At 64.7% G+C, this 22392-nt stretch carries 16 protein-coding genes and 1 pseudogene; 8 read left to right on the top strand and 9 right to left on the bottom strand.

Annotated features, from left to right (window positions below):
- Positions 1-106: 106 nt before the first annotated feature.
- A complete protein-coding gene (locus tag C0606_14315) occupies positions 107-1150 on the bottom strand; it encodes an acyltransferase (protein ID PLX36457.1) in 1044 nt (347 codons plus the stop codon).
- A 450-nt stretch (positions 1151-1600) separates the two neighbouring features.
- Complete coding sequence (locus C0606_14310) at positions 1601-3961, bottom strand: ATP-dependent DNA helicase (GenBank protein ID PLX36613.1); 2361 nt, start codon at positions 3959-3961, stop codon at positions 1601-1603.
- A 289-nt stretch (positions 3962-4250) separates the two neighbouring features.
- On the opposite strand from C0606_14310, the gene C0606_14305 reads away from it, so the two are divergent.
- The gene (locus C0606_14305; protein ID PLX36456.1) at positions 4251-4460 is read left to right on the top strand and encodes a cold-shock protein; all 210 of its coding nucleotides are present in this window, start codon (positions 4251-4253) and stop codon (positions 4458-4460) included.
- 290 nt (positions 4461-4750) lie between these two features.
- On the opposite strand, the pseudogene C0606_14300 reads toward C0606_14305, so the two are convergent.
- Positions 4751-4948, bottom strand: a pseudogene (locus C0606_14300) (XRE family transcriptional regulator).
- Between the two features lie 609 nt (positions 4949-5557).
- On the opposite strand from C0606_14300, the gene C0606_14295 reads away from it, so the two are divergent.
- From C0606_14295 to C0606_14285, 3 genes are all read left to right on the top strand, one after another.
- Positions 5558-6421 carry a flagellar biosynthesis protein FlgM gene (locus C0606_14295; GenBank protein ID PLX36455.1) on the top strand — a complete coding sequence of 288 codons (864 nt, stop codon included), beginning with the start codon at positions 5558-5560 and terminating at the stop codon, positions 6419-6421.
- A 30-nt stretch (positions 6422-6451) separates the two neighbouring features.
- Positions 6452-8299, top strand: a complete 1848-nt coding sequence (locus C0606_14290) for a sodium:proton exchanger (protein PLX36454.1) — start codon at positions 6452-6454, stop codon at positions 8297-8299.
- Positions 8300-8373: 74 nt separating this feature from the next.
- On the top strand, positions 8374-9234 hold the full coding sequence (locus C0606_14285) for a 50S ribosomal protein L11 methyltransferase (GenBank protein PLX36453.1): 861 nt from the start codon (positions 8374-8376) through the stop codon (positions 9232-9234).
- Between the two features lie 177 nt (positions 9235-9411).
- Here the strand turns inward: C0606_14285 and C0606_14280 are convergent, their stop codons facing one another.
- The gene (locus C0606_14280; GenBank protein PLX36452.1) at positions 9412-9639 is read right to left on the bottom strand and encodes a hypothetical protein; all 228 of its coding nucleotides are present in this window, start codon (positions 9637-9639) and stop codon (positions 9412-9414) included.
- A 273-nt stretch (positions 9640-9912) separates the two neighbouring features.
- On the opposite strand from C0606_14280, the gene C0606_14275 reads away from it, so the two are divergent.
- Positions 9913-11730 carry an X-Pro aminopeptidase gene (locus tag C0606_14275; protein ID PLX36451.1) on the top strand — a complete coding sequence of 606 codons (1818 nt, stop codon included), beginning with the start codon at positions 9913-9915 and terminating at the stop codon, positions 11728-11730.
- Positions 11731-11761: 31 nt separating this feature from the next.
- On the opposite strand, the gene C0606_14270 is transcribed toward C0606_14275, so the two are convergent.
- Together C0606_14270 and C0606_14265 are read right to left on the bottom strand one after the other, a co-directional pair.
- Positions 11762-13402 carry a chloride channel protein gene (locus C0606_14270; GenBank protein ID PLX36450.1) on the bottom strand — a complete coding sequence of 547 codons (1641 nt, stop codon included), beginning with the start codon at positions 13400-13402 and terminating at the stop codon, positions 11762-11764.
- Positions 13403-13429: 27 nt separating this feature from the next.
- Positions 13430-13921, bottom strand: a complete 492-nt coding sequence (locus C0606_14265) for a thioesterase (GenBank protein PLX36449.1) — start codon at positions 13919-13921, stop codon at positions 13430-13432.
- A gap of 156 nt (positions 13922-14077) precedes the next feature.
- Here C0606_14265 and C0606_14260 point away from each other — a divergent pair, with 156 nt between their 5' ends.
- Together C0606_14260 and C0606_14255 are read left to right on the top strand one after the other, a co-directional pair.
- The gene (locus C0606_14260; protein PLX36448.1) at positions 14078-15487 is read left to right on the top strand and encodes an FAD-binding oxidoreductase; all 1410 of its coding nucleotides are present in this window, start codon (positions 14078-14080) and stop codon (positions 15485-15487) included.
- 56 nt (positions 15488-15543) lie between these two features.
- Complete coding sequence (locus C0606_14255) at positions 15544-19698, top strand: hypothetical protein (protein ID PLX36447.1); 4155 nt, start codon at positions 15544-15546, stop codon at positions 19696-19698.
- Positions 19699-19733: 35 nt separating this feature from the next.
- Here the strand turns inward: C0606_14255 and C0606_14250 are convergent, their stop codons facing one another.
- Genes C0606_14250 through C0606_14240 form a run of 3 tightly spaced genes read right to left on the bottom strand, consistent with a single transcriptional unit; the run spans position 19734 to position 20780 of the window.
- Complete coding sequence (locus C0606_14250; protein ID PLX36446.1) at positions 19734-19946, bottom strand: aryl-sulfate sulfotransferase; 213 nt, start codon at positions 19944-19946, stop codon at positions 19734-19736.
- 10 nt (positions 19947-19956) lie between these two features.
- Complete coding sequence (locus C0606_14245; protein ID PLX36445.1) at positions 19957-20166, bottom strand: DUF4169 domain-containing protein; 210 nt, start codon at positions 20164-20166, stop codon at positions 19957-19959.
- Between the two features lie 8 nt (positions 20167-20174).
- Positions 20175-20780 (bottom strand): hypothetical protein, encoded by a 606-nt coding sequence (locus C0606_14240; GenBank protein ID PLX36612.1) that lies wholly within the window; start codon positions 20778-20780, stop codon positions 20175-20177.
- A 500-nt stretch (positions 20781-21280) separates the two neighbouring features.
- On the opposite strand from C0606_14240, the gene C0606_14235 reads away from it, so the two are divergent.
- Positions 21281-22207, top strand: coding sequence for a hypothetical protein (locus C0606_14235; protein ID PLX36444.1), 927 nt, complete (start codon positions 21281-21283; stop codon positions 22205-22207).
- Positions 22208-22392 lie beyond the last annotated feature (185 nt).

The following is a 22392-nucleotide window of genomic DNA, read 5'->3' as shown; positions in this document are numbered from 1 at the left end:
TCCGCATGCCGTTATCCCAAAACCGGTGCCCACTTTTGGACGACATGCGCGAGACTCGAAATTGCCTGCTACGAGCCCGGCGTCAAGGGCAGGGAGGCCCCCTCCCTCAATACCCGATCAGATACCGGCTGTTCTTGCCGATGATGGCACGGACGGCGAGCGCGGTGGCGATGGAGAGCCCCGTGACGAGCGCGACGGCTGCCCAATAGACCGTCCAGGAGCCGTCGAAGCGGACGCCATAAAAGTTGCGGATGGTGTGCAGCGTCTTCAGGAAGAACGGGTGCAGGAAGAAGATCGCGAAGCTGGTGGCCGCAATCGTGTTCACCCAGCGCGGCGACCAGTTCTCGAAGCGGTGCAGGAAGATCAGAAAGAAGATGCACCACGACACCTTCTGGAACAGCATCAGGTCGATGCCCTTCAAGGCGAAGAAGTCCTTGTGGTAGTTCGAGAATGCGCCGGTCGTGTATTCCAGCGCGGCAAGCGCGAGGCCGATCGCGGCGAAGATCCATTCGCGTCCGGTCAGCTTGTCGTAAAGCCATTGCAGGTTCATGCCGCAGGTGATGCCCAAGAGATAGACCGGCGTGAAGGCAACGACGCTTTGCAGCGTGTTGATGTTTTCTTGCGGGCGCTGGACGACCGCCGAGACCGCAAACAGCACCGCCATGATGACGATCTGCCAGCGGATGTTGAGGCGGATATAGGCGATGTGCAGCGGCGACATCAGAAAAGTGACGACGATGAAGGGTATGTACCAGTAGGCCGTCGCGAAACGCCCGGTGACGTAATATTTCAGCGCCGGCACGAGGGTTTCCTCGATGAAGCCGGGGCCGGTCGGCTCGAAGAACGGCCAGGGGATTTTGGCCTGGTTCATCACCATCCAGATCGGGATGATCGACAGGATCGTGTAGGGGATGACCACGTTCCTGACCTTGCCGGCCATGAAGCTCCTGAAGGTGTAGCGCTTGTAGAAGACGTGGAAGAACAACAGGCCTGAGATGAAGACGAAGAGGGTCGTGCCGCCGGAAATCAGATTGCCGAGGAACTGCGACGGAAATGTCTTGAAGGGGATGCTGGCGAAGCTGAAGCTGTGCACCGCGACGATCAGGATGATGGCCAGCGCCCGGAAATTTTTGATTGAATTGAGATACATCGAGGCAGGTCTTTCGCGAAACGCACCGTTGCTGCGGCACGCATAAACAATCCCGCCCCGCAAATCCGGGTCCGGGCTGGCCTCCGTCGAGCGGGTCGTGCTCTCGTGCGGCGATGGTGAAAATCGGCGCTGCTCTAGAGCGTATTTAGCGCCGGTGCAACGGGAATCTCAGCGCTTATTTCACGGCGAAATAATGGCCGGGCGCGGGTCGTGTGTGGGGCTGTTTTTTTGCATGGGGGCGGCTGATGCGATGAGCGCATCCGATGCCTCAGCCCGTCATCCTCCGGCTTGACCGGAGGATCGCTTTCCATGTGGGTGGGGCGTGTTGAGGGGGGCGTTCTCACTCAATGCCGACTCGCTGGCGTCGTGCTCGTCGCTGCCCGATCCTCCGGTCAAGCCGGAGGATGACGAGGGGAGAGGCCAGAGTGACGGTATGCAGGCGCGGCTTTGTCAGTGCCGCTCGACGAAGCTGTCGAGCACGCGCTTGCGGCCGGCCTTTTCGAAATCGATGGTCAGCTTGTTGCCGTCGATCGAGGCAATCGCGCCATAGCCGAACTTGATGTGGAAGACGCGTTCGCCGAGCGAATAGGCGGACTCGCCGCCGATTACGCTTTTCGCGACCAATTCGCCCTCGATGGTTTTCGGGCCGCGCGCCGTCTGCGAGCCCGACGAGGTGCGGTTGCGCTGGGCGCGCTGCCAGCCGGGTGTGCCGTAGCTGGAGGAAAACGTCTCGGCCTTGTCGAAGCGGCTGGCGCCGTAGTTGCCGCCGCTGTAGCCGCCATAGCTCGATCCCTGCTCGACGACGTCGACATGGGCCTCGGGCAGTTCGTCGAGGAAGCGCGAGGGGATCGTCGACTGCCACAGGCCGTGGATGCGGCGGTTGGAGGCGAACCAGATCTTGGCACGGGCGCGGGCGCGGGTGATGCCGACATAGGCCAGCCGGCGCTCTTCCTCGAGGCCGGAGCGGCCGCCCTCGTCGAGAGCGCGCTGATGCGGGAAGAGGCCTTCCTCCCAGCCGGGCAGGAAGACGGTGTCGAATTCCAGCCCCTTCGCCGAATGCAGCGTCATGACGTTGACCGCGTCGATGCCGTCGCCCTTGTCGGCGTCCATGACCAGCGAGATGTGCTCAAGGAAGCCCTGCAGGGAGTCGAAATCCTCCATGGAGCGGACGAGTTCCTTCAGGTTCTCGAGCCGACCCGGCGCGTCGGGCGAACGGTCGGCCTGCCACATCTCGGTGTAGCCGGACTCGTCCAGGATGATTTCGGCGAGTTCCACATGGCTGAGGCTGTCGAGCTGGTTGCGCCAGCGGGTGAAGCTGTCGACGAGGTTCTTCAGCGAAATCCGCGTCTTGGGGCGCAGCTCCTCGGTCTCGGCCAGTTCGCCGGCGGCCTGAATGAGCGGGATGCCGGCCGCGCGCGCCGTCTCGTGGACGAGTTGCAGGGTGACGTCGCCGAGGCCGCGCTTCGGCTTGTTGACGATGCGCTCGAAGGCGAGATCGTCGGCCGGCTGCACGGTGGCGCGGAAATAGGCGAGCGCGTCGCGGATCTCCATGCGCTCGTAGAAGCGCGGGCCGCCGATAACGCGGTAGGGCAGGCCAAGCGTGACGAAGCGATCTTCGAATTCGCGCATCTGGAAGGAGGCGCGCACCAGAATGGCGATCTGGTCGAGCTTGTGGCCCTTGGTCTGCAGCGCCTCGATCTCGTCGCCGATCTGGCGGGCCTCTTCCTCAGAGTCCCAGCTCGCACCGACCGACACACGGTCGGCGTCGGGGTCGTCGTGATCGGTGAAGAGGGTCTTGCCGAGGCGGCCGTCATTGTGGGCGATGAGGTGCGAGGCGGCGCCGAGAATGTGCCCGGTCGAGCGGTAGTTGCGCTCCAGCCGGACCACCTTGGCGCCGGGGAAGTCGTGCTCGAAGCGCAGGATGTTGTCGACCTCGGCGCCGCGCCAGCCATAGATCGACTGGTCGTCGTCGCCGACGCAGCACAGATTCGGATGGTTCTGCGCCAGCAGCCGCAGCCAGAGATACTGCGCGATGTTGGTATCCTGATACTCGTCGACCAACATGTAGCGGAAGCGGTTCTGGTAGTCGGCGAGGACGTCGTGGTGTTCGCGGAAGATGCGGATGACGTGGCACAGAAGATCGCCGAAGTCGCAGGCGTTCAGCGTCCTCAGCCGGTCCTGATAGGCGGCGTAGAGGGCGCGACCACGGCCGGCGCCGAATGCCCGGCCTTCGCCCTCTGGCACCTCGCCCGGCATCAGGCCGCGGTTCTTCCAGCCGTCGATGATGCTGGCAAACTGCCGCGCCGGCCAGCGCTTCTCGTCGATGCCCTCGGCCTGGATCACCTGCTTGATGAGGCGGATCTGATCGTCGGTGTCGAGGATGGTGAAATTGGACTTGAGATCGACCAGCTCGGCATGGCGGCGCAGGATCTTGGTGCCGATGGCGTGGAAGGTGCCGAGCCAGGCCATGCCCTCGACGCTGTCGCCGACCATGGTGGCGATGCGCTCGCGCATTTCGCGGGCGGCCTTGTTGGTGAAGGTGACGGCGAGGATCTGGCTCGGCCAGGCGCGGCCGGTGGCAAGAATATGGGCGATGCGGGTGGTCAGAACGCGGGTCTTGCCGGTTCCCGCGCCGGCGAGCACCAGCACCGGGCCGTCGATGGTCTCGACCGCCTCGCGCTGCTCGGGATTGAGCGCGTCGAGATAGGATGCAGCGGCGGTGCTGCGCGCGCTCATCGCGCGGGCGGCGATGCCGCCGGCTGTCGGCTCGCTCGGGGCCGGAACCGCATCCTTGCGGGCGGGATCGTGCATGGGCTTTTCCGAATCAATCACGGTGAACGCCTTGTTTACCATAGTGCGTTTGGCGCGCCGAACGAGGCCTCATCAAGGCCGGTATGCATGGGACTCGCTTGAGCGTGTCCGCATTTTCCTGTATGAATCCGGCCATCGATATTTGGCCGGACGACTTGGGCCGCACCGTTCCGTCAGCACCTGACGGGGCGCACGATCCGACACCTTCCCCGAACATCGACGGACCTCGACGCAGCAGATGCTGAGCGTTTGCGGCGTTTCTACTATGGAAGCAATAAAGGCTGACTCCATGAATACTGGAACCGTTAAGTGGTTCAACGCCCAAAAGGGCTTTGGCTTCATTCAACCGGCCGACGGCGGCCAAGATGTGTTCGTTCACATCTCGGCGGTCGAGCGTGCGGGCCTCAACGGCCTGAACGACGGCCAGGCGATTTCCTACGAGCTGATCACCGACCGCAAGACCGGTCGTACCTCGGCTGGAAATCTCCAGCTCGGCTAAAATGCCACGAAGCAAATCGGCGGACATGGTCCGCCGGCGACGTTGGCGTTGATACGAGCGAAAGGGAAGTTGGACTTCTCTTGAAGCCAATCAAGGTCTGACGACGGTTCGGGGAGAGCACCGCAAAGTGTTTCTCCCCGTTTTCGTTCTGGCAGAGCGGCCGGTCAAGCGTCCTCGACGATGGCCTCATCGAGGACGGCATTGGTCTCGTCGCCGTGTTCCGGCGAAGCTGCCGTCGCTTCGTCTTCGCTCGCCGGTTCCGGGACGAGTTCGGAACGCGTTGCGGCGCTGCCGTCGTAATCCGCAACTCCGCACGAAATGGCGTAGCAGGCGAGACGCACGGTCTTCGGGATTTCGACCGGTTTCCCGTCGCGGTTTCCCTTCTCATAGTACTGAATCATACGCTTTTTCAGCCCGAGAAGGTCGGCCGCGTCTTTCTGTTTGAGGTCGAGCGCCCGCCGCCATTCGCGGAACTGATCCGCGCTCATGGGAGGCTTAGGCGTTTGATGTGATTTGCTTTTTTTCATTCGTACTGGCGGAATCCCGGCCCGTATCAACACAACTGGTCACGCAGTTTGCGCACAGTGTGCGCTTTTGCGCTTGACTTAGGCGCACTGTGTACACATATTCCACTCAAGAAGCGCACTCAGTGCTTATAACAAGCTGGCTGCAGCGAGGACCAGCCTAAAACGGGTTGTCCTTTCGCACCATGCCGAAAGATCGGTTACGGGGATTTTTTTCGGGGCGGCGTTTTGGCCAACAAAGGTAAGGAGCAAAATTATGAGTGGTAATCTCCTTGTCAGCCGGGCGGTTCTCGGTACGACACGGGTCGACGTGCACCGTCACGCGACGTTTTCCTGCTCGGTGCGGCGTATGTTCCGCCGGGTTGCCCAGCTTTTCCAGTAAGCGGGTACGATAGATAGACGTTCGCGGTTCGCTGCGGACGGTTTGCCAAAGGGCGCGGTCGGAAACGGCGGCGCCCTTTCGCATTTGGTGCCTTTTCGTCTTCCGATCCCGTGGCGGCGACAGCCGGCACCGGCTCCTGTATAAGAACGAAGTCAGGGGCCTGATCAACGCAACAGGGAGACAGTCACGGCATGCGGTGGCGTGGAAGACGGCAAAGTTCCAATGTCGAGGATCGGCGAAGCATTGGCGGGGGCACGGTGCGCCGGGCCGGTGGCGGCAGCATTCTGTTCCTCATCATAGCGGTGGTCGCGGGCTATTTCCTCGGCATCGATCCGCGCCAGCTGATCGGGGCGCTGGACGGCGGCATGCCGGGTCAGACGACGCAGCAACAGACCTCGCGATCGTCGGCGGCTGACGACGAAAAGAAACGGTTCGTCTCCGTGGTGCTGGCGGAAACCGAGGATGTCTGGAAGCGGGTGTTCAAGGAGAATGGCGCGCGCTACAGCGAACCGACGCTGGTGCTGTTTTCCGGTCAGGTGCGCTCCGCCTGCGGCTTCGCGAGCGCCGCTTCGGGGCCGTTCTACTGTCCGGGCGACAAGAAGGTCTATATCGACCTCGCCTTCTACGAAGAGCTGAAGCGCAAATTCTCTGCGCCCGGCGATTTCGCGCAGGCCTATGTGATCGCGCATGAAATCGGCCATCACGTGCAGAACCTCACCGGCGTTCTGCCCGAGTTCAACCGGCGCCGCGCGTCGCTCGGCAAGAACGAGGCGAACGCCCTTTCGGTGCGGGTCGAGCTGCAGGCCGACTGCTATGCCGGGGTGTGGGCGCACTACACCAATCAGAAGGGCCTTCTGGAGAGCGGCGACATCGAGGAGGCGCTGAACGCGGCGCACCAGATCGGCGATGACGCGATCCAGAAACGGACTCAGGGGTACGTCGTTCCCGATGCCTTCAACCATGGCAGCAGTGCGCAGCGCGCGCGATGGTTCCGTGCCGGGTTGAAGAGCGGCAATGTGAGCGATTGCGACACGTTCACACCGTCTTCGTTGTAGGCAACCTTGTAGGCATTTGGGCGAAGCGTCGTGGAGCATCATATCGTCATCGTCGCGCTGGTCGGCATTCTCGGTATCGGCGCGCAATGGCTTGCGTGGCGTTTCCGGCTGCCGGCGATCGTTCTTCTGCTTGCTGCCGGCGTCATTGCCGGGCCGTTGACGGGCTTGGTCGATCCGGCGCGGGATTTCGGCGACTGGCTTGGGCCAATGGTGTCGGTCGCAGTCGCCATCATCCTTTTCGAAGGCGGGCTGACGCTCAACTTCGCAGGTCTGCGAGACGCCTCGCGGGCGGTCTGGCAGCTCGTCATCATCGGCGCGCCGCTGACATTCTTCGGGGCGACGGCGGCCGGCTACTATCTGGCCGGGCTGTCGATCCAAACGGCGCTGGTGTTTGGCGGCATCCTCGTCGTCACCGGGCCGACGGTGATCATGCCGCTCTTGAGGCAGGCCAAGCTCGAGGCGCGGCCGGCGGCCTTGTTGCGCTGGGAGGCGATTGTCGCCGACCCGATCGGCGCGCTTATTGCGGTTTGCGCCTATGAGGCGGTAACGCTTGCCCAGCATGGCGACGAGCCGGAAGTGCTGGCGTTGCGCGTTGCCGGCGCGCTGGTGCTCGGCATCGGCGGCGGTTATCTGCTCGGCAAGGCGGTCGAAAAGCTTTTCATCAACGGCCATGTGCCCGATTTCCTCAAGATCCCGGTGATCCTGGTGGTCGTGCTCGCCGGCTTCGAGGCGACCAATCTGGTGCTGAAGGAGGGTGGCCTCGTCACCGTGACCGTGCTCGGCATGACGCTCGGCAATTCGCGCCTCGGCGGATTGACGGAGCTGCGCCGCTTCAAAGAGATGATGACGGTGCTGCTGGTATCCGGCGTGTTCGTCATCCTGACCGCGACGCTAGACGCGGAGGCGCTGGCGAGCCTCGACTATCGTGCGTTCCTGTTCCTCGCGGCGATCCTCTTTGTCGTGCGCCCGGCGGTTGTGTGGATATCGACGCTCGGCAGTGGGCTGAGTGTCCGGGAACGCGGACTTGCCGGCTGGATCGCGCCGCGCGGCGTGGTTGCCGTTGCCGTGTCCGGCCTGTTCGCGACAGAGCTTGCTAGGGCGGGCATCGAGGATGGGACACGGTTGGTGCCGCTCGCCTTCCTCGTCGTGTTCGCCACTGTGGTGCTGCACGGCTTTTCCATCGGCCCGCTTGCGCGCTTCCTCGGGCTTGCCTCGCAGGGACCGTCCGGCATCCTCATTGTCGGCGGCAATCCGTTCACCGTGGCGCTTGGCGAGAAGCTGAAGGCGCTCGAATTGCCGGTACTGATCGCCGATCGCAACTGGAACCATCTCAAGGCGGTGCGGCAGGCGCATATTCCCTTTTTCTATGGCGAGGTGCTGTCGGAGGTCGCGGAACACCACGTCGAGTTCAACCAGTTCGGCTATCTGATCGCGGCGACCGACAACGACGCCTACAACGCGTTGGTCTGCACCGATTTCGGGCCGGAGATCGGCCGTGCCAATGTTTTCCAGCTCGCCCGCGTGGCGTCGGAGGAAAAGGAGCGGCACACGCTTTCCTTCACGCTCGGCGGGCGGGTGCTGTTCACCGGTGGTGGCAGTTACACGGAGATGGCCGACCGCATCCGGGCTGGCTGGACGTTCCAGATCACAGGGCTCAGCGAAGACTATGATTTCGCCACCTATCTGGCCGAGCGTTCCGAGGACCATCGGGTGCTGCTGGTGAAACGAGCAAGCGGCAGGCTCGCCTTTGCCTCGAAGGGCAATGACATCGAGGCCGGACCCGGCGACACGGTGCTCGGCTTCGGGCCAAAGCCGCCGGCGCGCGAGGACGGGGCCCGGGAGAAGCCGGAAACGGCGCCGCATCCCGACGAGGTCTGACCTGAGCGCGGCGCTTGTGTTCCGCCGCCGTCTATCGCACAAACGCGGCCGTTCCATCTTGAACCGGAGTTCCCATGTTCCAGGCCACCGCCTATGGCGACGAAACCGCCACCCGCATGCTCGGTGCGTACTTCCTTGAAAACGAGGAGACGGGTGCGCTGTCCTCGGCGGCCAATGAGTTGCCGGACGGCAGCTGGAATGTGGAACTCCTGTTCGACGAAGAGCCGAACGCGGCGATGCTTGCCGGCGTGGCCGAGACGGTGCTTGGCCATCCGATCGACTTTGAGGTCGCGCCGCTGCCGGATCTCGACTGGGTCGCCAAGAGTCTTGAAGGCCTCGCGCCGGTTCATGCCGGACGTTTCGTGGTGCATGGCAGCCACGACCGGGAACACGTGCCGGCCAATGCGATCGGGCTTGAGATCGAGGCCGCGCAGGCGTTCGGAACCGGCCACCACGCAACGACCTGGGGCTGCCTGCTGATGATCGACCGGCTGTTCCGCCGTCGCACGCCGGTGTCGATGCTCGATCTCGGCTGCGGTACGGGCGTCCTTGCGATTGGCGCGGCAAAGCTGATGCGGCGCCCGGTGCTGGCGACCGATATCGACCCGCTTGCGGTGCGTATCACGCGCGAGAACGCACAGGCGAACGGCGTTGGGGCCTTCGTCGAGGCGGTGACGGCGACTGGGTTCGGTCACCCCCGTTTCGCCGAGCGCATGCCGTTCGATTTCGTCGTGGCGAACATTCTCGCCCGGCCGTTGATGGCGCTCGCGCCGGTGATGGCGCGGCATCTCGCGGTCGGCGCGGATGTGGTGCTGTCGGGATTGCGGGTTGAAGACGTCGCGCGGGTGCGTGCGGCCTATGTCGGTCAGGGGCTCGCCTATGTGTCGCGGCTGGAGCGCGACGGCTGGGCGACGTTGCACCTTCGCTGCGGCTGACGCGCGGGGTGCGCGGCCGACGGCTCATTGCTTTGAAAGGATAACCCGGGGGCGGGCGTTTTGCGCCCGCCACTCCGTGATGGCTGCTTGCCTGCTAAAGGATGCTCGTCAAAGCAGCTTCAGTTTTCTAACGCGATTTCTTGTCCGAAAAGTCTGTCAACTTTACGGGAAAGCGCTTCAGAACGGGAAGCGGGCCGAACCTTCGCGCTCGATGACGTCGCGGTCGTAGCCGAGATCGGTGAGGACATCGTCCTCGAGGCTCAGCAGGTAGCCGTTGACGTAGCGCTTGGCCTGAGCTTCGCGGGCCGAAATCATCGACTCGAGCAGGCTGCGGAAGAAGGACGGCCGGGTCTTGACCGAAACGCTCTTCGGGAAGGCGGTCGACGTGGTCATTGCGATAGACATGTGAGTTCTCCGGCGATTTGATTGGTTCTATCGCTCCCTAGACAGCTGCAATATCGTCACTTTCGGCGAAATAGGGAAGACGTGCTGACGCATATCAGTCGTGCATTTTTTGCAGGTGCGAAGTAAGCATTTCGCAATGCAATAGGCGCATACTGGGTGGATCGGCCTCTTCGCTCCCTCGCATTCCCTGGGGCCGTGCATAATCAGGTCGAGTTGATTTCCCGCCCCCTGCTTCTCATTGCGGGCCGGCGCGCGCCGTCGTATTGATCGGCCATGTATCAAAGCTTCGACGAAACCAATGATCCTTCTGTCGGTTCCGAACGGGTGGCACGGCTGCGCGATGCGCTGGCCGCCCGCGGGCTCGACGGTTTTCTCGTGCCGCGCGCTGATGAGCATCAGGGCGAATATGTGCCGGCCTCGGCCGAGCGGCTGCGCTATCTGACCGGCTTTTCCGGGTCGGCCGGCATGGCGGTCGTGCTTGGCGACGAGGCGGCGGTCTTCGTCGACGGGCGCTATACGCTGCAGGTGCGCGAGCAGGTCGACGTATCGGTTTTCACGCCGCAGCACCTCATCGAGACGCCGCCGCGCGCGTGGCTGGCCGACCGGCTGAAGCCCGGCATGCGGCTCGGTTATGACCCGATGCTGCACACGATTGCCGAGGTGCGCCGGCTCGATGCGGCCTGCAACAAGGCGGGCGCGACGCTGGTGGCCGCGCCGGACAATCCGCTCGATGCGATCTGGAATGATCAGCCGGCACCGCCGATGGGCGCAGTGGTCGTGCATCCGGTCGAATTCGCCGGCGAGGAGGCCTCAGCAAAGATCGCGCGGGTCGGCGAGGCGATTGCCAAGGCCGGCGCCGACGCGACCGTGCTGACCCAGCCCGATTCGATTGCCTGGCTGTTCAATATTCGCGGCAGCGACGTGCCGCATACGCCGCTGCCGCTGTCGTTCGCGATCGTGCCCTGCGGCGAGAAGCCGACACTGTTCATCGCCTCGGGCAAGTTGTCGGACGAGGTGCGCGCGCATCTCGAAGCGCTCGCCGATGTCGCCGAGCCGGATGCTCTCTTCCCCGCGCTGAACGCGCTCGGCACCGGCAAGACCAAGGTCCTCCTCGATGCGGACTGGACGGCGGCGGCGATTGCCCAGCGGATCGAGGATGCCGGTGGCACAGTCGTCGAAGGGCGCGACCCGGTGACCCTGCCGAAGGCGATCAAGAATGAGACCGAGCAGGAGGGTAGCCGCGCCGCGCACCGCCGCGATGCGGTGGCGATGGTGCAGTTCCTCGCCTGGCTCGATGATGAGGCGCCGAAGGGCGGGCTCGACGAGATCTCGGCGGCGGAGAAGCTTGAATCCTTCCGCGCCGCGACGGGGCTTTTGAAAGACCTGTCCTTCGATACGATCTCGGCGGCCGGACCCCATGCGGCGATCCCGCATTATCGCGTCAGCCGCTCAAGCGCGTTGCCGTTGAAGACGGGCGAGATCTACCTGGTCGATTCCGGCGGCCAGTATCAGGACGGCACCACCGACATCACCCGCACCGTCATCGTCGGCGAGGCAAGTGCGGAGATGAAGCGGCATTTCACGCTGGTTCTGAAAGGCCATATCGCGATTGACCGGGCGCGCTTTCCCAAAGGCGCCTCGGGCGCGCAGCTCGACGTGCTGGCGCGGTTGCCGCTGTGGCAGGCGGGCTGCGATTTCGATCACGGCACCGGCCACGGTGTCGGCTCGTATCTCTCGGTGCATGAGGGGCCGCAGCGCATCTCCAAGCTCGGCACGACGCCGCTCGAGCCGGGCATGATCCTGTCGAACGAGCCGGGCTATTACCAGTCGGGTGCCTTCGGCATCCGCATCGAGAACCTCGTCGTCGTCACCGCGCCGTCCGCAATCAAGGGCGGCGACCGGGAGATGCTCGGCTTCGAGGCGTTGACGCTGGTGCCGATCGACAAGCGGCTGATCGATGTCGTGCTGCTCGATGTGACCGAGACCGCGTGGCTTGATGCCTACCACGCACGGGTGTGGGACGAGATCGGGCCGATGGTCGACGATGAGGCGCGGGTATGGCTTCGCGCCGCGACGGCGCCGCTCGGCTGAGGGGACAGCGTAACGTCTTCGGAGCACCGTGTTAGCGGTGCTCCTCGACATTGGCCTCGATCAGCGCGGAGTTGAAATAGCGCAGTGCGTGGACGTGCTGGGCGCGGCCGATGATGGCCGTGTCGCCGGGCCCGGCGACCACGGGCAGCGATGAGGCGCCGGTGTCGTCGAACAGGCGGAGCGCCTTTTCCAACGTATCGTCTTTGGTGAGATGCGGCGTCTCGGCTTCCGGATCGAGTTGTTCGGGCTCGTCGTCCTCGCCGGGTTTGGTCATGAACTCCGCAACCTTGACCTCGCGTACCAGCCATTGGTGCGGGCCGTCGCCGAGCACGATACCGCGGGTTTCGAGCTGCCAGTGGAAGAAGGACCGACCGTGCACGGCCTGGGTCAGGCCGACTGACATCGATACGGTCAAGAGCAGGGCGATGGAGAGCGCATAGCCGCCGGTCAGCTCGAAGACGATCATTACGGTGGAAATCGGTGCGCCGAGCGTCGAGGCGGCGACCGCGCCCATGCCGAGGATGGCGTAGAGCCCTTCGCTGGAAGCGAGTTCGGGGAAGGCGGAGGCGGCGATCAGCCCGAAGGCCCCGCCGGTCATGGCGCCGAGATAGAGCGATGGCGAGAAAATGCCGCCGCCGAAACGCGATGCGAGCGTGATCGCGGTGGCCACGGTCTTGGCGACCAAGAGCGACAGCATCAGCGTGATCGATAATTCGTGCTTTAGCGCCTGGTCGGTTGCCTCATAGCCGACGCCGAGCACATGCGGGAAGACGAGGCCGATGGCACCGACGATGAGGCCGCCGATCACCGGGCGCAGCCACAGCGGCATGGAGATGTTGCGGGCGAACCAGTCGGCGCCGATGAGCGCGAACTGGAACAGGACGGCGACGGCCGCGCAGGTCAGGCCGAGCAGCGCGAAGGCCGGGATCTCCAGATAGGAGGTGATCTGGTAGTTCGGGATGGCGAAGGCGGCGACGTCGCCGAACCACAGGCGGCTGAACAGGGTGCCGGCGGCCGAGGCAATGACGATCGGCACGAAGGCCGACATGGCGTAATGGCCGAGGATGACTTCATGCGCAAACAGCGCGCCGGCGATCGGTGCGTTGAACGAGGCGGAAACGGCGCTGGCGACGCCGCAGGCCAGCAAGATACGCCGCGCATTGTCGGGCAGGCGGAAGAATTCGCAGATCACCGTCGACAGGGTCGCGCCGAGATGCACGACCGGGCCTTCACGGCCAGCGCTGGCGCCCGAGCCGAGTGAGATGGCAGTGACAAGCGCCGAGCCGAGGCCGGTGCCGAGTTTCAGGCCGCGTCCGCCGCGGGCGCGTGCTTCGATGACGTCGGCGACGCCGCCGCTTCTCTTGTTCGGCTGCACATAGGTCAGATAGAGCCCGACGAGGAGGCCGCCGACGGCCGGCGAGAGCAGGACGATCAGCCAATGCAGTCCGGCGGATGAGGTGACCACGGTCTCGGCCATGGTGCCGAGCCAGGGCAGCTGGAACAGGCCGATGGCGAGGCGGAACAGGATCGCGGCGCCGGCGATCGCCGAGCCGACGAGAATGGCGAGCAGCCACAACGCGGGTTGACGCGTGGTGAGGAACAGCCGCAGGTTGGGTTCGACCCAGCTCCACAGGATCGTCGGCAGGCGCTTTATGGTGGTGCGGAACAGCATGGCGTCGCAGCGGCTCTTGGGTCGGGGTCAGGCGGATTTGCGCACGATGCCGATGCTTCGGCCGCTGCGTTCCGGGCGTTCCAGCTGCGAATGGACGGCGAAGGCCGCCTCAATGCGGGCGCGGATGTCGTCGGGCCAGGGGGCGGCGCGCTTGGCGTCCATGTCGACATGCAGGTGGATCTGTTCCGACGTCGCCGACAGCCAGCCGTCTGCGTGGTAGAGTTCCTGATAGATGTGCAGCCGCTTGTCGTCGAAATCCATGATGCGCGTTTCGACGCGCACCGGATCGCCGCGGTTCAGTTCGGCGAGATAGCAGAGATGGGTTTCGACAGTGAAATAGGAGGCGTGGCGCTCGCTGACATAGTCCGGGCCGAGGCCGAAATCGATGAACGCCTGGTCGACGGCGCGGTCGAACAGCACGTTGTAATAGGCCATGTTGAGGTGGCCGTTATAGTCGATCCAGGCATCCTCGACCTGCATCACCTCAGAGCGATACGGCGCGGCTGTCGGCTCGGTCATGACGGTTCCCCCCGGAATGTGCGGGCCGACGGCACATTGTCGCGGCCGATACCCGTCGTTCTGTCTCATTCGCCGAATAAGCCTTTGCCGGTATTCGACGATATTTGTTAACGTACCCCACACGTAACGGCCTACACGAGAGGCGGAGGAAGCTCAATGGCGACGGCTTCGGCCCTGCGACCCCATCACAACACCGAGGGCATTGAAACCGCAATCGGAATCCTGCAGCAGCGCTTCGCCGACAGGTTGTCGACGGGGCAGGCTGTGCGCGAGCAGCACGGTCATACGACGACCTGGCTGGCGACCGAGGCGCCCGATGCGGTGATTTTCGCCGAATCGACCGAAGAAGTCGCCGAGGTGGTGCGCGTCTGCGCCGACCATCAGGTGCCGATTATCGCGTTCGGCACGGGAACCTCGCTCGAAGGCCATGTGAACGCGCCGGCGGGCGGCATCTGCATCGATATGTCCCGCATGAACGCGATCGTCGAGGTGCATGCCGAGGATCTCGATTGCGTCGTGCAGGCGGGCGTCACTCGCAAGCAGCTCAACGACTATCTGCGCGACACCGGCCTGTTCTTCCCGATCGATCCGGGTGCCGACGCAAGTCTTGGCGGCATGGCGGCGACGCGCGCGTCGGGCACCAATGCGGTGCGCTACGGTACGATGAAGGACAACGTGCTGGCGCTGACGGCGGTGATGCCCGACGGCACGGTGGTGCATACCGGTTCGCGGGCGAAGAAGTCGTCGGCGGGCTACGACCTGACCCGGCTCCTGGTCGGCTCTGAAGGAACGCTCGGCATCATCACCGAACTGACGCTGCGGCTGTCGGGCATTCCCGAAGCCGTTGCCGGCGGCGTGTGCCCGTTCCCGGATATCGAATCGGCCTGCAACGCGGTCATCCTGACCATCCAGACGGGGCTGCCGGTTGCGCGGATCGAACTGCTCGACGAACTGACCGTGCGTGCCTGCAACGCCTATTCGAAGCTGTCGCTGAAGGAATCGGCGATGCTGTTCCTCGAGTTCCACGGCACCGAGGCGAGCGTTGCCGAACAATCTGCACGGTTTGCCGAGATCGCTGAGGAATATGGCGGCGGACCGTTCGAATGGGCGACGGTGGCGGAGGACCGCACCAAGCTGTGGTCGGCCCGGCACGATGCCTATTGGGCGTCGATTGCGTTGCGCCCAGGCTGCAAGGGCGTCTCCACCGACGTGTGCGTGCCGATTTCGCGGCTTGCCGAGTGCATGGCCGAAACCAAGGTCGATATCGCCGAGACCGGCCTTCTGGCACCGATCGTCGGCCATGTCGGCGATGGCAATTTCCATGTGCTCCTCTTGGTCGACCCGGAGAGCGCGGACGAGATCGACAAGGCGGAAGCGTTCATCGAGCGGCTCAACTGGCGGGCCATCGATATGGAAGGCACCTGCACCGGCGAACACGGCGTCGGCCAGGGCAAGATGAAATACCTCCACCGCGAGCACGGCAGCGGGCTCGACGTCATGCGGGCGATCAAGCGCGGCATCGATCCGCAGAACATCATGAACCCGGGCAAGATCCTGACGCTCTAGGGCGAACGGAACACGAGGCTCGCAAAGCAGGCAGAGATGACACGACACGAGCGGCCATGTCGCTGAACTCGATCTACCTCACGGTCGGCGGACTGATCATCGCGGCCTTGCTGGCGGCGCTTGTCGGGCCGTTGTTCGTCGACTGGAATGCCTATCGGGCGACCTTCGAGCGGCAGGCTGAACGGCTGGTCGGGCAGCAGGTCAAGGTGCTCGGCGAGGCGGAAGCGTTCCTGTTGCCGACGCCCTACGTCACCTTCACCGATGTGCGGGTGGGCGACGCGGAAAATCCGCTGATGATCGTGTCGCGGTTTTCCGCCCGGGTCGAGCTGCCGCCGCTCCTGAAGGGTGAGATCCGGGTCATCGATATGACGCTGGAGCGGCCGGACATCCGGCTTGCGCTCGACGAGGCTGGCAAGCTGATCACGCTCGGCGAAGCGCCCGACATTCCGGCCAAGCTGGCGCTTGCACCCGACGCGGTGGCGTTCGAGGAAATCCAGATCGTCGATGGCGCATTGCGACTGTCGAATGCCGCCAGTGGCCGCGTCGACGAGATCCGCGACATCGATCTGATGGTGGCAGCGCGTTCGCTGCGCGGCCCGTTCAAGGCCGATGGCGGGGCGACCATCGGCGGCGTGCGCCAGACCGTGTCGATCGCCACTGGCGCGACGGATGAAACCGGCCGGCTGCGCGTCAAGGCCAATGTCACGCCGGAGAGCGGGCCGGCCTCGCTGCTGCTCGACGGGCCGTTCGGGTTGACGGATGGTGTGCCGGGTTATGAGGGCACCTTCATCCTCGATCGGCCGGCAAACGAAGACCCGGAGACGGGAACAACCGAACTGCCGTGGCGGGCGGATGGCAATTTCGCCTTCTCCACCGAGCAGCTTGGCATCGAGAACCTCGAAATCACCTTCGGCACCGAGGATCGGCGGCTGACGCTGAACGGCACGGCAAGTGTCGGTCTCGGTCCCGAGCCGGCCTTCGATGTGGCGTTGTCCGCCAAGCAGATCGACATGGAGCGCATGCTTGGGCACACGGATGGCGCGGTTGAGGCTGCGACAGCGTCCGAGCAGATCGCGTCGCTCGTCGCGGCGATCAGGCGTTCGCCGGCTCCGCCGATCGGCGGGCGTTTGCGGCTCGATGTCGGCGGTGTCGTCGTCGGCGGCGGTGCCGTGCAGAATCTCAAGGCGGAGATCGCCACGACCGCGCGCGGCTGGCATCTTGGCGAGATCACCGCGAATGTTCCCGGCCGCACCGATCTGATGCTGTCGGGCGATCTGTCGGTGTACGGTTCGGGCGAGCCGCGTTTCGAGGGAACGCTGTCACTCGACGTGGGCCAGCCGGCGGGACTTGCGGCCTGGTGGCGGGCGAGCGATACGCTCGCCGGCAGTGCGCTTGAACCGTTCCGCGTCAATGGCCGGCTGACGGCGGGCACGGAAGGCGTGTCGCTGACCGAGGCGAGCCTGCGCACCGAACGCTCGCTGGCGCGTGGCGATTATCTGTGGCAGCCGGCCCGGCCCGACCGGCGAGCGACCTTCGCACTTGATGTGACCGCCGATCATCTGGAATCCGAACAGCTCGTTGCCGCGGCGCGGCTTGCCTTTGCGAAATTCGCCGATGCTGGCGCCCAGGGAGGCAATGAAGCCGCGCAGGGTGCTGGCGCCAATGTCTCGCTTCGTGTGGTGTCGGACCGGTTGCTGGTCGGCGACGTCGAGGCCGCCGGCGTCGAGGCGCTGGTCAGCTACACCGATCAGACGCTGAGCATCGACCGGTTGATCCTTGCCGATCTTGCCGGCGCCCGCGTCGTCGCCGACGGCACGATCCGCAACGTGGTGACGGTTCCCGACGGCGATCTCGATATCGCGGTGACCGCCAAGAGCGTCGACGGCATCGCGGCCCTGGTGGCGGACATGTTCCCCTCGTCCGACCTCGCGCGGCGGCTGGTCAGTGCATCGTCGCTGCTTGCGCCTGCTGTCATCTCCGGCCAGTTCTCGGGCCGCGCCGATGGTGATGTCACGGCCGCAACGCTCAAGGTCTCCGGCGAGGCCGGCGGCTCGGAACTCCGTTTCGACACCACCTTCGATGGTCGCGTCGACCGCTGGCGCGATGCCAATCTGACCGTCGATGCCAGCCTTTCGGGGCCGAACGGAACGCGGCTTCTCGGCCAGCTCGGTCTCGACGTTCTTCCGGTCGACATGAACGACAAGGGCCGGATCACGCTGAAAGCGTCCGGCAAGCCGGGCAAGAGCCTTACGATCGAGGCTGGTGGCGACATCGCCGGCAGCGCGTTCGCGGCAACGGGCGCGACGACCTTCCCGCCGCACGCGGCGATGACCTACGCGGTCGATGCGACGCTGAAGAGCCCGGATCTGACGCCGCTGGCGCTGATCACCGGGCGGGTTCTCCCGGTGCTGGCCGGCGAGGTTCCGGCGACGCTTTCGGCCCATATCGAGGGCGGCTCCGGCAAGGCGACGGTCGACAATCTGCAAGGCAGCATCGTCGATATCGCGGTGAGCGGTCAGGGCAGCGCCAATCTCGTTGGCGAAGCGCCGGTGTTCAAGGGCAAGCTGTCGCTCGCCGAGGTCGATCTTGCTTTCCTGAGCGAGCTGGCGCTCGGTGCCGACATCTGGAGCGGGCAGGCCGGAATGGCGGGCATGGCCGGCATGAGCGGTAACAGCCGCTGGCCGTCGGTGCCGTTCGGGCCGCCGTTGCTGGGAGCGTTGATCGCCGATTTCGACGTTGCGGCGGACAAGCTGTGGCTGGCACCGGATCGCGTGCTCGCCGGCGCGAAGTTCAAGCTGGCACTGTCGCCCGACGGGCTGGCGCTCGACCAGATTTCCGGTGGGATCTTCGGCGGCAAGGCATCGGGGACCCTGCAGGTCAACAGCGTCAAGGGCGCGGCGGGCCTGTCGGCGGCGCTCCGTGTCGATGATGGCGACGTTGCCGAGCTGATCGGCGAGGGTCTTTCGGCGCGCAGCGTTTCGGGACGTTTCGACGCAACGCTCGATCTCGATTCGACCGGCCGCAGCATCGCCGCACTGGTTTCCGAACTGGCCGGCAGCGGCACCTTTGCCGTGCGGGACGCTTCCGTTACCGGGTTCTCCGAGGAGGCTTTCCCGGCGGTTATCGCCGCGGTGGATGACGGCAGCGCCATGCGTGTCAGCGGTATCGACGAGACGGCGGTGGCGCGTGTCTTTGCCGAGACCTTCACTGCCGGGCGCACGCCCATCGAGAAGATTGAAGGGGTTCTGAGCCTCGCCTCTGGCACGGTCTGGGCGCGCAACGTCGCGCTCGGCACGGACGGCCTGTCGGCGACGGGCACACTGTCGTTCGATCTCGACGATTTCGGCTTCAACAGCGAATGGACCGTATCGCCGAAAGAACTTGCCGATCCGATCGACACCTCGCCGCCGCGCGTTAGCGTTCGCACCACGCTGCAGGGCGACCAGGGCGACACCAAATTCGATGTGGCGCCGTTGATGTCCTACCTCAATCTGCGCGCCTACGAACTGGAGCGGCGGCGCGTCGAGGCGCTGAAAGCGGAGATCATCGAGCGGGATCGGTTGACGCGGGAATTGCGGCGCATGCGCGAGGAGCAGCGCCGGCGGGATGCGGAACAGCTTCACCGCGAAGAAGAAGCGCGCGCGGCGGCAGAAGCCGAAGCGGCGCGGCGAGCGGCGGAAGAGGCGAGGGCTGCGGAACGACGGCAGGCGGAAGAAGTGCGACGCAAGCAGGAAGAAGAAGCCGCGCGCGCCCTGCGCGAGGCCGAGGAAGCGGCGCGCAAGCTGTTGCGGGACACGGCACCGGTTGGGCCGGGCGCGGCGGCCGAACCGGCGCCCCAGCCTTCACCCCTGGCGGATCCCCTGGCGAGCGAGATCGAGGCGGCGCTTGAGCGGGCCGGCGGGCGCGACACGACAGCAATTCCTGCGACAGAGCCGGTGCCGACGGCATCGGGTGCTCCGCTTGATCCTTTGCCGCAAGGTGTCGATATCGCCCCGGCACCGGGCGCGATCCGGCTTCCCGATACGCTTCCCGCAAGTCCGCCGCCGGCGACGACATCGTTGCCCGGCGTGTCGAGCAATCCCGGCGCCATTCTGCGCGATCCGCTGGTGCTCTATCCGCAGCAACGTGCGACTGCGAAGCCGAAACCGGCGGCGCCCAAGGGGCGCTATATCGAGGGCGCCGGCGGCCGCCTGATCCTGATGCCGAACTGATCGGTTTCGCGGGCGACCTTGCGCCGCGCTCCGGATCAGTCGTTTTCCATGTCGCGGTAGTGGGACAACACCGCACAGCGGATTGCCGAAGCCAGATTGGCGTGCGGTTCGAGGCTGTCGATGTCGGCGATCAGGGCCGGCAGCGAGAGGCCACGCCGGTCCGCCATTTCAGTCAAGGCGTCCCAGAAAAGCGGCTCGAGCGCGAGGCTCGTGCGATGGCCGTTGATGGTGAGGGAGCGCTTCTGCATGGCGCCGCGCTCAGTCCCCGGACGGTTCGTCTGTGGAGGCGTCCCGGTCGCGGCGGTGAGCGTCGATGTCACGGCGGGCCTTGTCGTCGCGCGCCTTGGTCAGCGACTTTTCCGCCTTGGTGCGGCCGAACCGGGTGCGGTTTGCCGCCGCCTCGGCCTCGCGCTCCGTGCGAGCCTTCTTTTTGCGCGCCTGGCGCAGATTGACGATCTCGGCGCCCATCGGCCCGGTCAGGTCTTCTTGCGGAAAGCGTCGAGGGAAACGACTTCGGCGCCGGCGGCCTTGTCATCGTCGCTCTTCTTGTCGTCGTCGCTTTTCGCCTCGTCGCCATTGGCGGCGGCCGGCGCCTCGCTTTCGGCGACTTCCTCGATGTCGACGGTTTCGTTGAGGTGTTCGGCGAGTTGCGCCGCCTCCTCGTTTTCCAGGATGGCGACGCGCATCGCCTCTTCCTCATCTCCCGTCTCGCCGTCTTCGGCCGGATTGTACGGCTCGAACTGCAGGTGAAATTGCACGGAGGGGTCGAAGAAGCCCTTGATGGCGGAGAACGGAACGTGGAGTTTTTCCGCCACGCCGCCGAATGACAGGCCGACCTCGAAATAGGTCTCGGTGACGATCAGGTCCCAGAACTGGTGTTGCAGCACGATCGTCATCTCGGCTGGATACTCACCGAGCAGACGCGGCGAGATCACCACGCCGGGCGCCGTGGTCTCGAAGGAGACATAGAGGTGATGTTCGCCGGGAAGGCCGGTTTTGCCCACTTCGTTCAGCACTTTGCGAACGATGCCGCGCAACGCGTCCTGGACGAGAATGTCGTAGCGGATGAGATCTTCTGCCATCGAGGCTGCCATAGACGTTCGGGAGAATCGCTTGAGCGGAGCATGGCCCGGTTTGGCCAAAAAGCAAAGTGGGAGCTTCTGTTGCCAGGTGCTCCCGAACCCCGCCTTACCCTGCTACAGGCAAGGGCTTAAAAGAGACTGTCGGACCGCATTACGCAGCCAGACGGGCCTCAGCATAGTTGTCGTTTGCAACTATTGTAACGGCCCGATAACGGCGGAACCATGCCGAACGAAAACACAGCCTTTACGCCCTCGTCGATCCTATTTCGCCCCCGCCGCAGCCCGCTCGTCCGAGTGGTAAGCCGTTGCCGGCTTGGCCCTTCAGGCCCTCTCAGGTCTACGGGCTGTGGTGGAGGCGCCGGGTACCGCCCCCGGGTCCGATAGGTTTATTACGCAGGTCATTTATCGTCATAGCCGGCTGACGCCAGCATCGCTAATATAGGTGGTCCGCCTTGGGGTGAAAAGCCCCGGACGCCAAAGCCCGACAATTCTCGCGGCGTATGGCGTGTGTGCTCGGCCCGCAAAAAACGGTGTTCATGCCCCATTCTCCCCCGTCTCTTCCGTCTTCTGCCGCTTCCGGATCGAGCGACCCGGCGGGTGCGTGCGAGGAGACGGCTGGTTTGATGGCCGAAAATGGTGGGGAAAACGGCGAAAGCGGTGTGGCGCACGGTGCCGCGTGGTCGCCTGCCTGGCTGATCATTGCGGCGCTTGTGCTGTTCGTCCTCGCCGTCGTGGCCGGCATGTTTGCCGGTCTGGTCGCGGCCGTCGTCGCCGACGCGGCGGGCTGGTTGCCCGGTACGTTCGATCTTTCCATGCGGCGATTGCAGATCATGCCCGGCGAGGGTCTCGGGCCGATCGTGTTGCTGCTGACCTTTTCGGCTCTGGTTACGCAATTGGTGCTGGTTGCCGGCGCCATTCTGCCGGCCGCGCGTGCCAGCGGCGTGTCGCGGGGCAAGGCGCTCGGGTTGGTGCGGCCTCGCGGGCTCGGCGCTGGCGGCTATGCCGCCTTTGCCGTGGCGTTGGCGGCCTATGCGGTCGGCGCGGATGCAGTGTTGACGGCATGGGTTGGCGAGGCCGCGCTCGATTGGCCGTTCGCCTCGATCGGGCTTGCGGCGCTGCCCTATCTCGTCGTGCTGTGTGTGATCGCGCCGTTTGCCGAGGAGCTTGTCTTTCGCGGCTGGTTCCTCGTCGGTCTGCGATGTCACTGGCGGCCGTGGACGGCGATTGCCGTCAGTGGTCTGCTGTGGGCGGATCTGCACATGTTCGAGGACCCGCTGAAGGCGATCCTTCTGTTCGTGCCGGGCCTCGCCTATGCCTGGCTGAGACTGAGAACCGGGTCGATCTGGCCACCGGTCATCTTTCACGTCATGCACAATGTGATCGTGATCGGGATTACCTGGGCGCGGGCATCTGGCAGTTTCGGCTAGCGCCGCCGTTAGGCGTGGAAAGAGCTGCGAGGCAGGACGCGCGGGCTTGCGTCTTTGGCCCGCTCGGCCATTGTGTTCGCTCACCTAGAGCGCGTCGCATTTGTCCGTTACGGGTAACGCGCTCCAGCTTGTTGTTTTTTCGCGCTTTCCCAAAAAGTCTGTCAACTTTTTGGGAAAGCGCGAAA

The organism is Hyphomicrobiales bacterium, assembly GCA_002869065.1.
Classification (GTDB): domain Bacteria; phylum Pseudomonadota; class Alphaproteobacteria; order Rhizobiales; family Rhodobiaceae; genus Rhodobium.
The sequence above is the reverse complement of the archived record's forward strand: the minus strand, read 5'-3'. Positions and strand labels throughout refer to the sequence as shown.

What these genes read in the sequence shown, in the direction of transcription:
- C0606_14280 (PLX36452.1), bottom strand. Translation starts at nt 9,639, where the DNA reads ATGTCTATCGCAATGACCACGTCGACCGCCTTCCCGAAGAGCGTTTCG.
- C0606_14260 (PLX36448.1), top strand. Translation starts at nt 14,078, where the DNA reads ATGGCGACGGCTTCGGCCCTGCGACCCCATCACAACACCGAGGGCATT.
- C0606_14250 (PLX36446.1), bottom strand. Translation starts at nt 19,946, where the DNA reads ATGCAGAAGCGCTCCCTCACCATCAACGGCCATCGCACGAGCCTCGCG.
- C0606_14285 (PLX36453.1), top strand. Translation starts at nt 8,374, where the DNA reads ATGTTCCAGGCCACCGCCTATGGCGACGAAACCGCCACCCGCATGCTC.
- C0606_14240 (PLX36612.1), bottom strand. Translation starts at nt 20,780, where the DNA reads ATGGCAGAAGATCTCATCCGCTACGACATTCTCGTCCAGGACGCGTTG.
- C0606_14310 (PLX36613.1), bottom strand. Translation starts at nt 3,961, where the DNA reads ATGCACGATCCCGCCCGCAAGGATGCGGTTCCGGCCCCGAGCGAGCCG.
- C0606_14275 (PLX36451.1), top strand. Translation starts at nt 9,913, where the DNA reads ATGTATCAAAGCTTCGACGAAACCAATGATCCTTCTGTCGGTTCCGAA.
- C0606_14245 (PLX36445.1), bottom strand. Translation starts at nt 20,166, where the DNA reads ATGGGCGCCGAGATCGTCAATCTGCGCCAGGCGCGCAAAAAGAAGGCT.
- C0606_14265 (PLX36449.1), bottom strand. Translation starts at nt 13,921, where the DNA reads ATGACCGAGCCGACAGCCGCGCCGTATCGCTCTGAGGTGATGCAGGTC.
- C0606_14315 (PLX36457.1), bottom strand. Translation starts at nt 1,150, where the DNA reads ATGTATCTCAATTCAATCAAAAATTTCCGGGCGCTGGCCATCATCCTG.
- C0606_14255 (PLX36447.1), top strand. Translation starts at nt 15,544, where the DNA reads ATGTCGCTGAACTCGATCTACCTCACGGTCGGCGGACTGATCATCGCG.
- C0606_14305 (PLX36456.1), top strand. Translation starts at nt 4,251, where the DNA reads ATGAATACTGGAACCGTTAAGTGGTTCAACGCCCAAAAGGGCTTTGGC.
- C0606_14295 (PLX36455.1), top strand. Translation starts at nt 5,558, where the DNA reads ATGCGGTGGCGTGGAAGACGGCAAAGTTCCAATGTCGAGGATCGGCGA.
- C0606_14270 (PLX36450.1), bottom strand. Translation starts at nt 13,402, where the DNA reads ATGCTGTTCCGCACCACCATAAAGCGCCTGCCGACGATCCTGTGGAGC.
- C0606_14235 (PLX36444.1), top strand. Translation starts at nt 21,281, where the DNA reads ATGGCGTGTGTGCTCGGCCCGCAAAAAACGGTGTTCATGCCCCATTCT.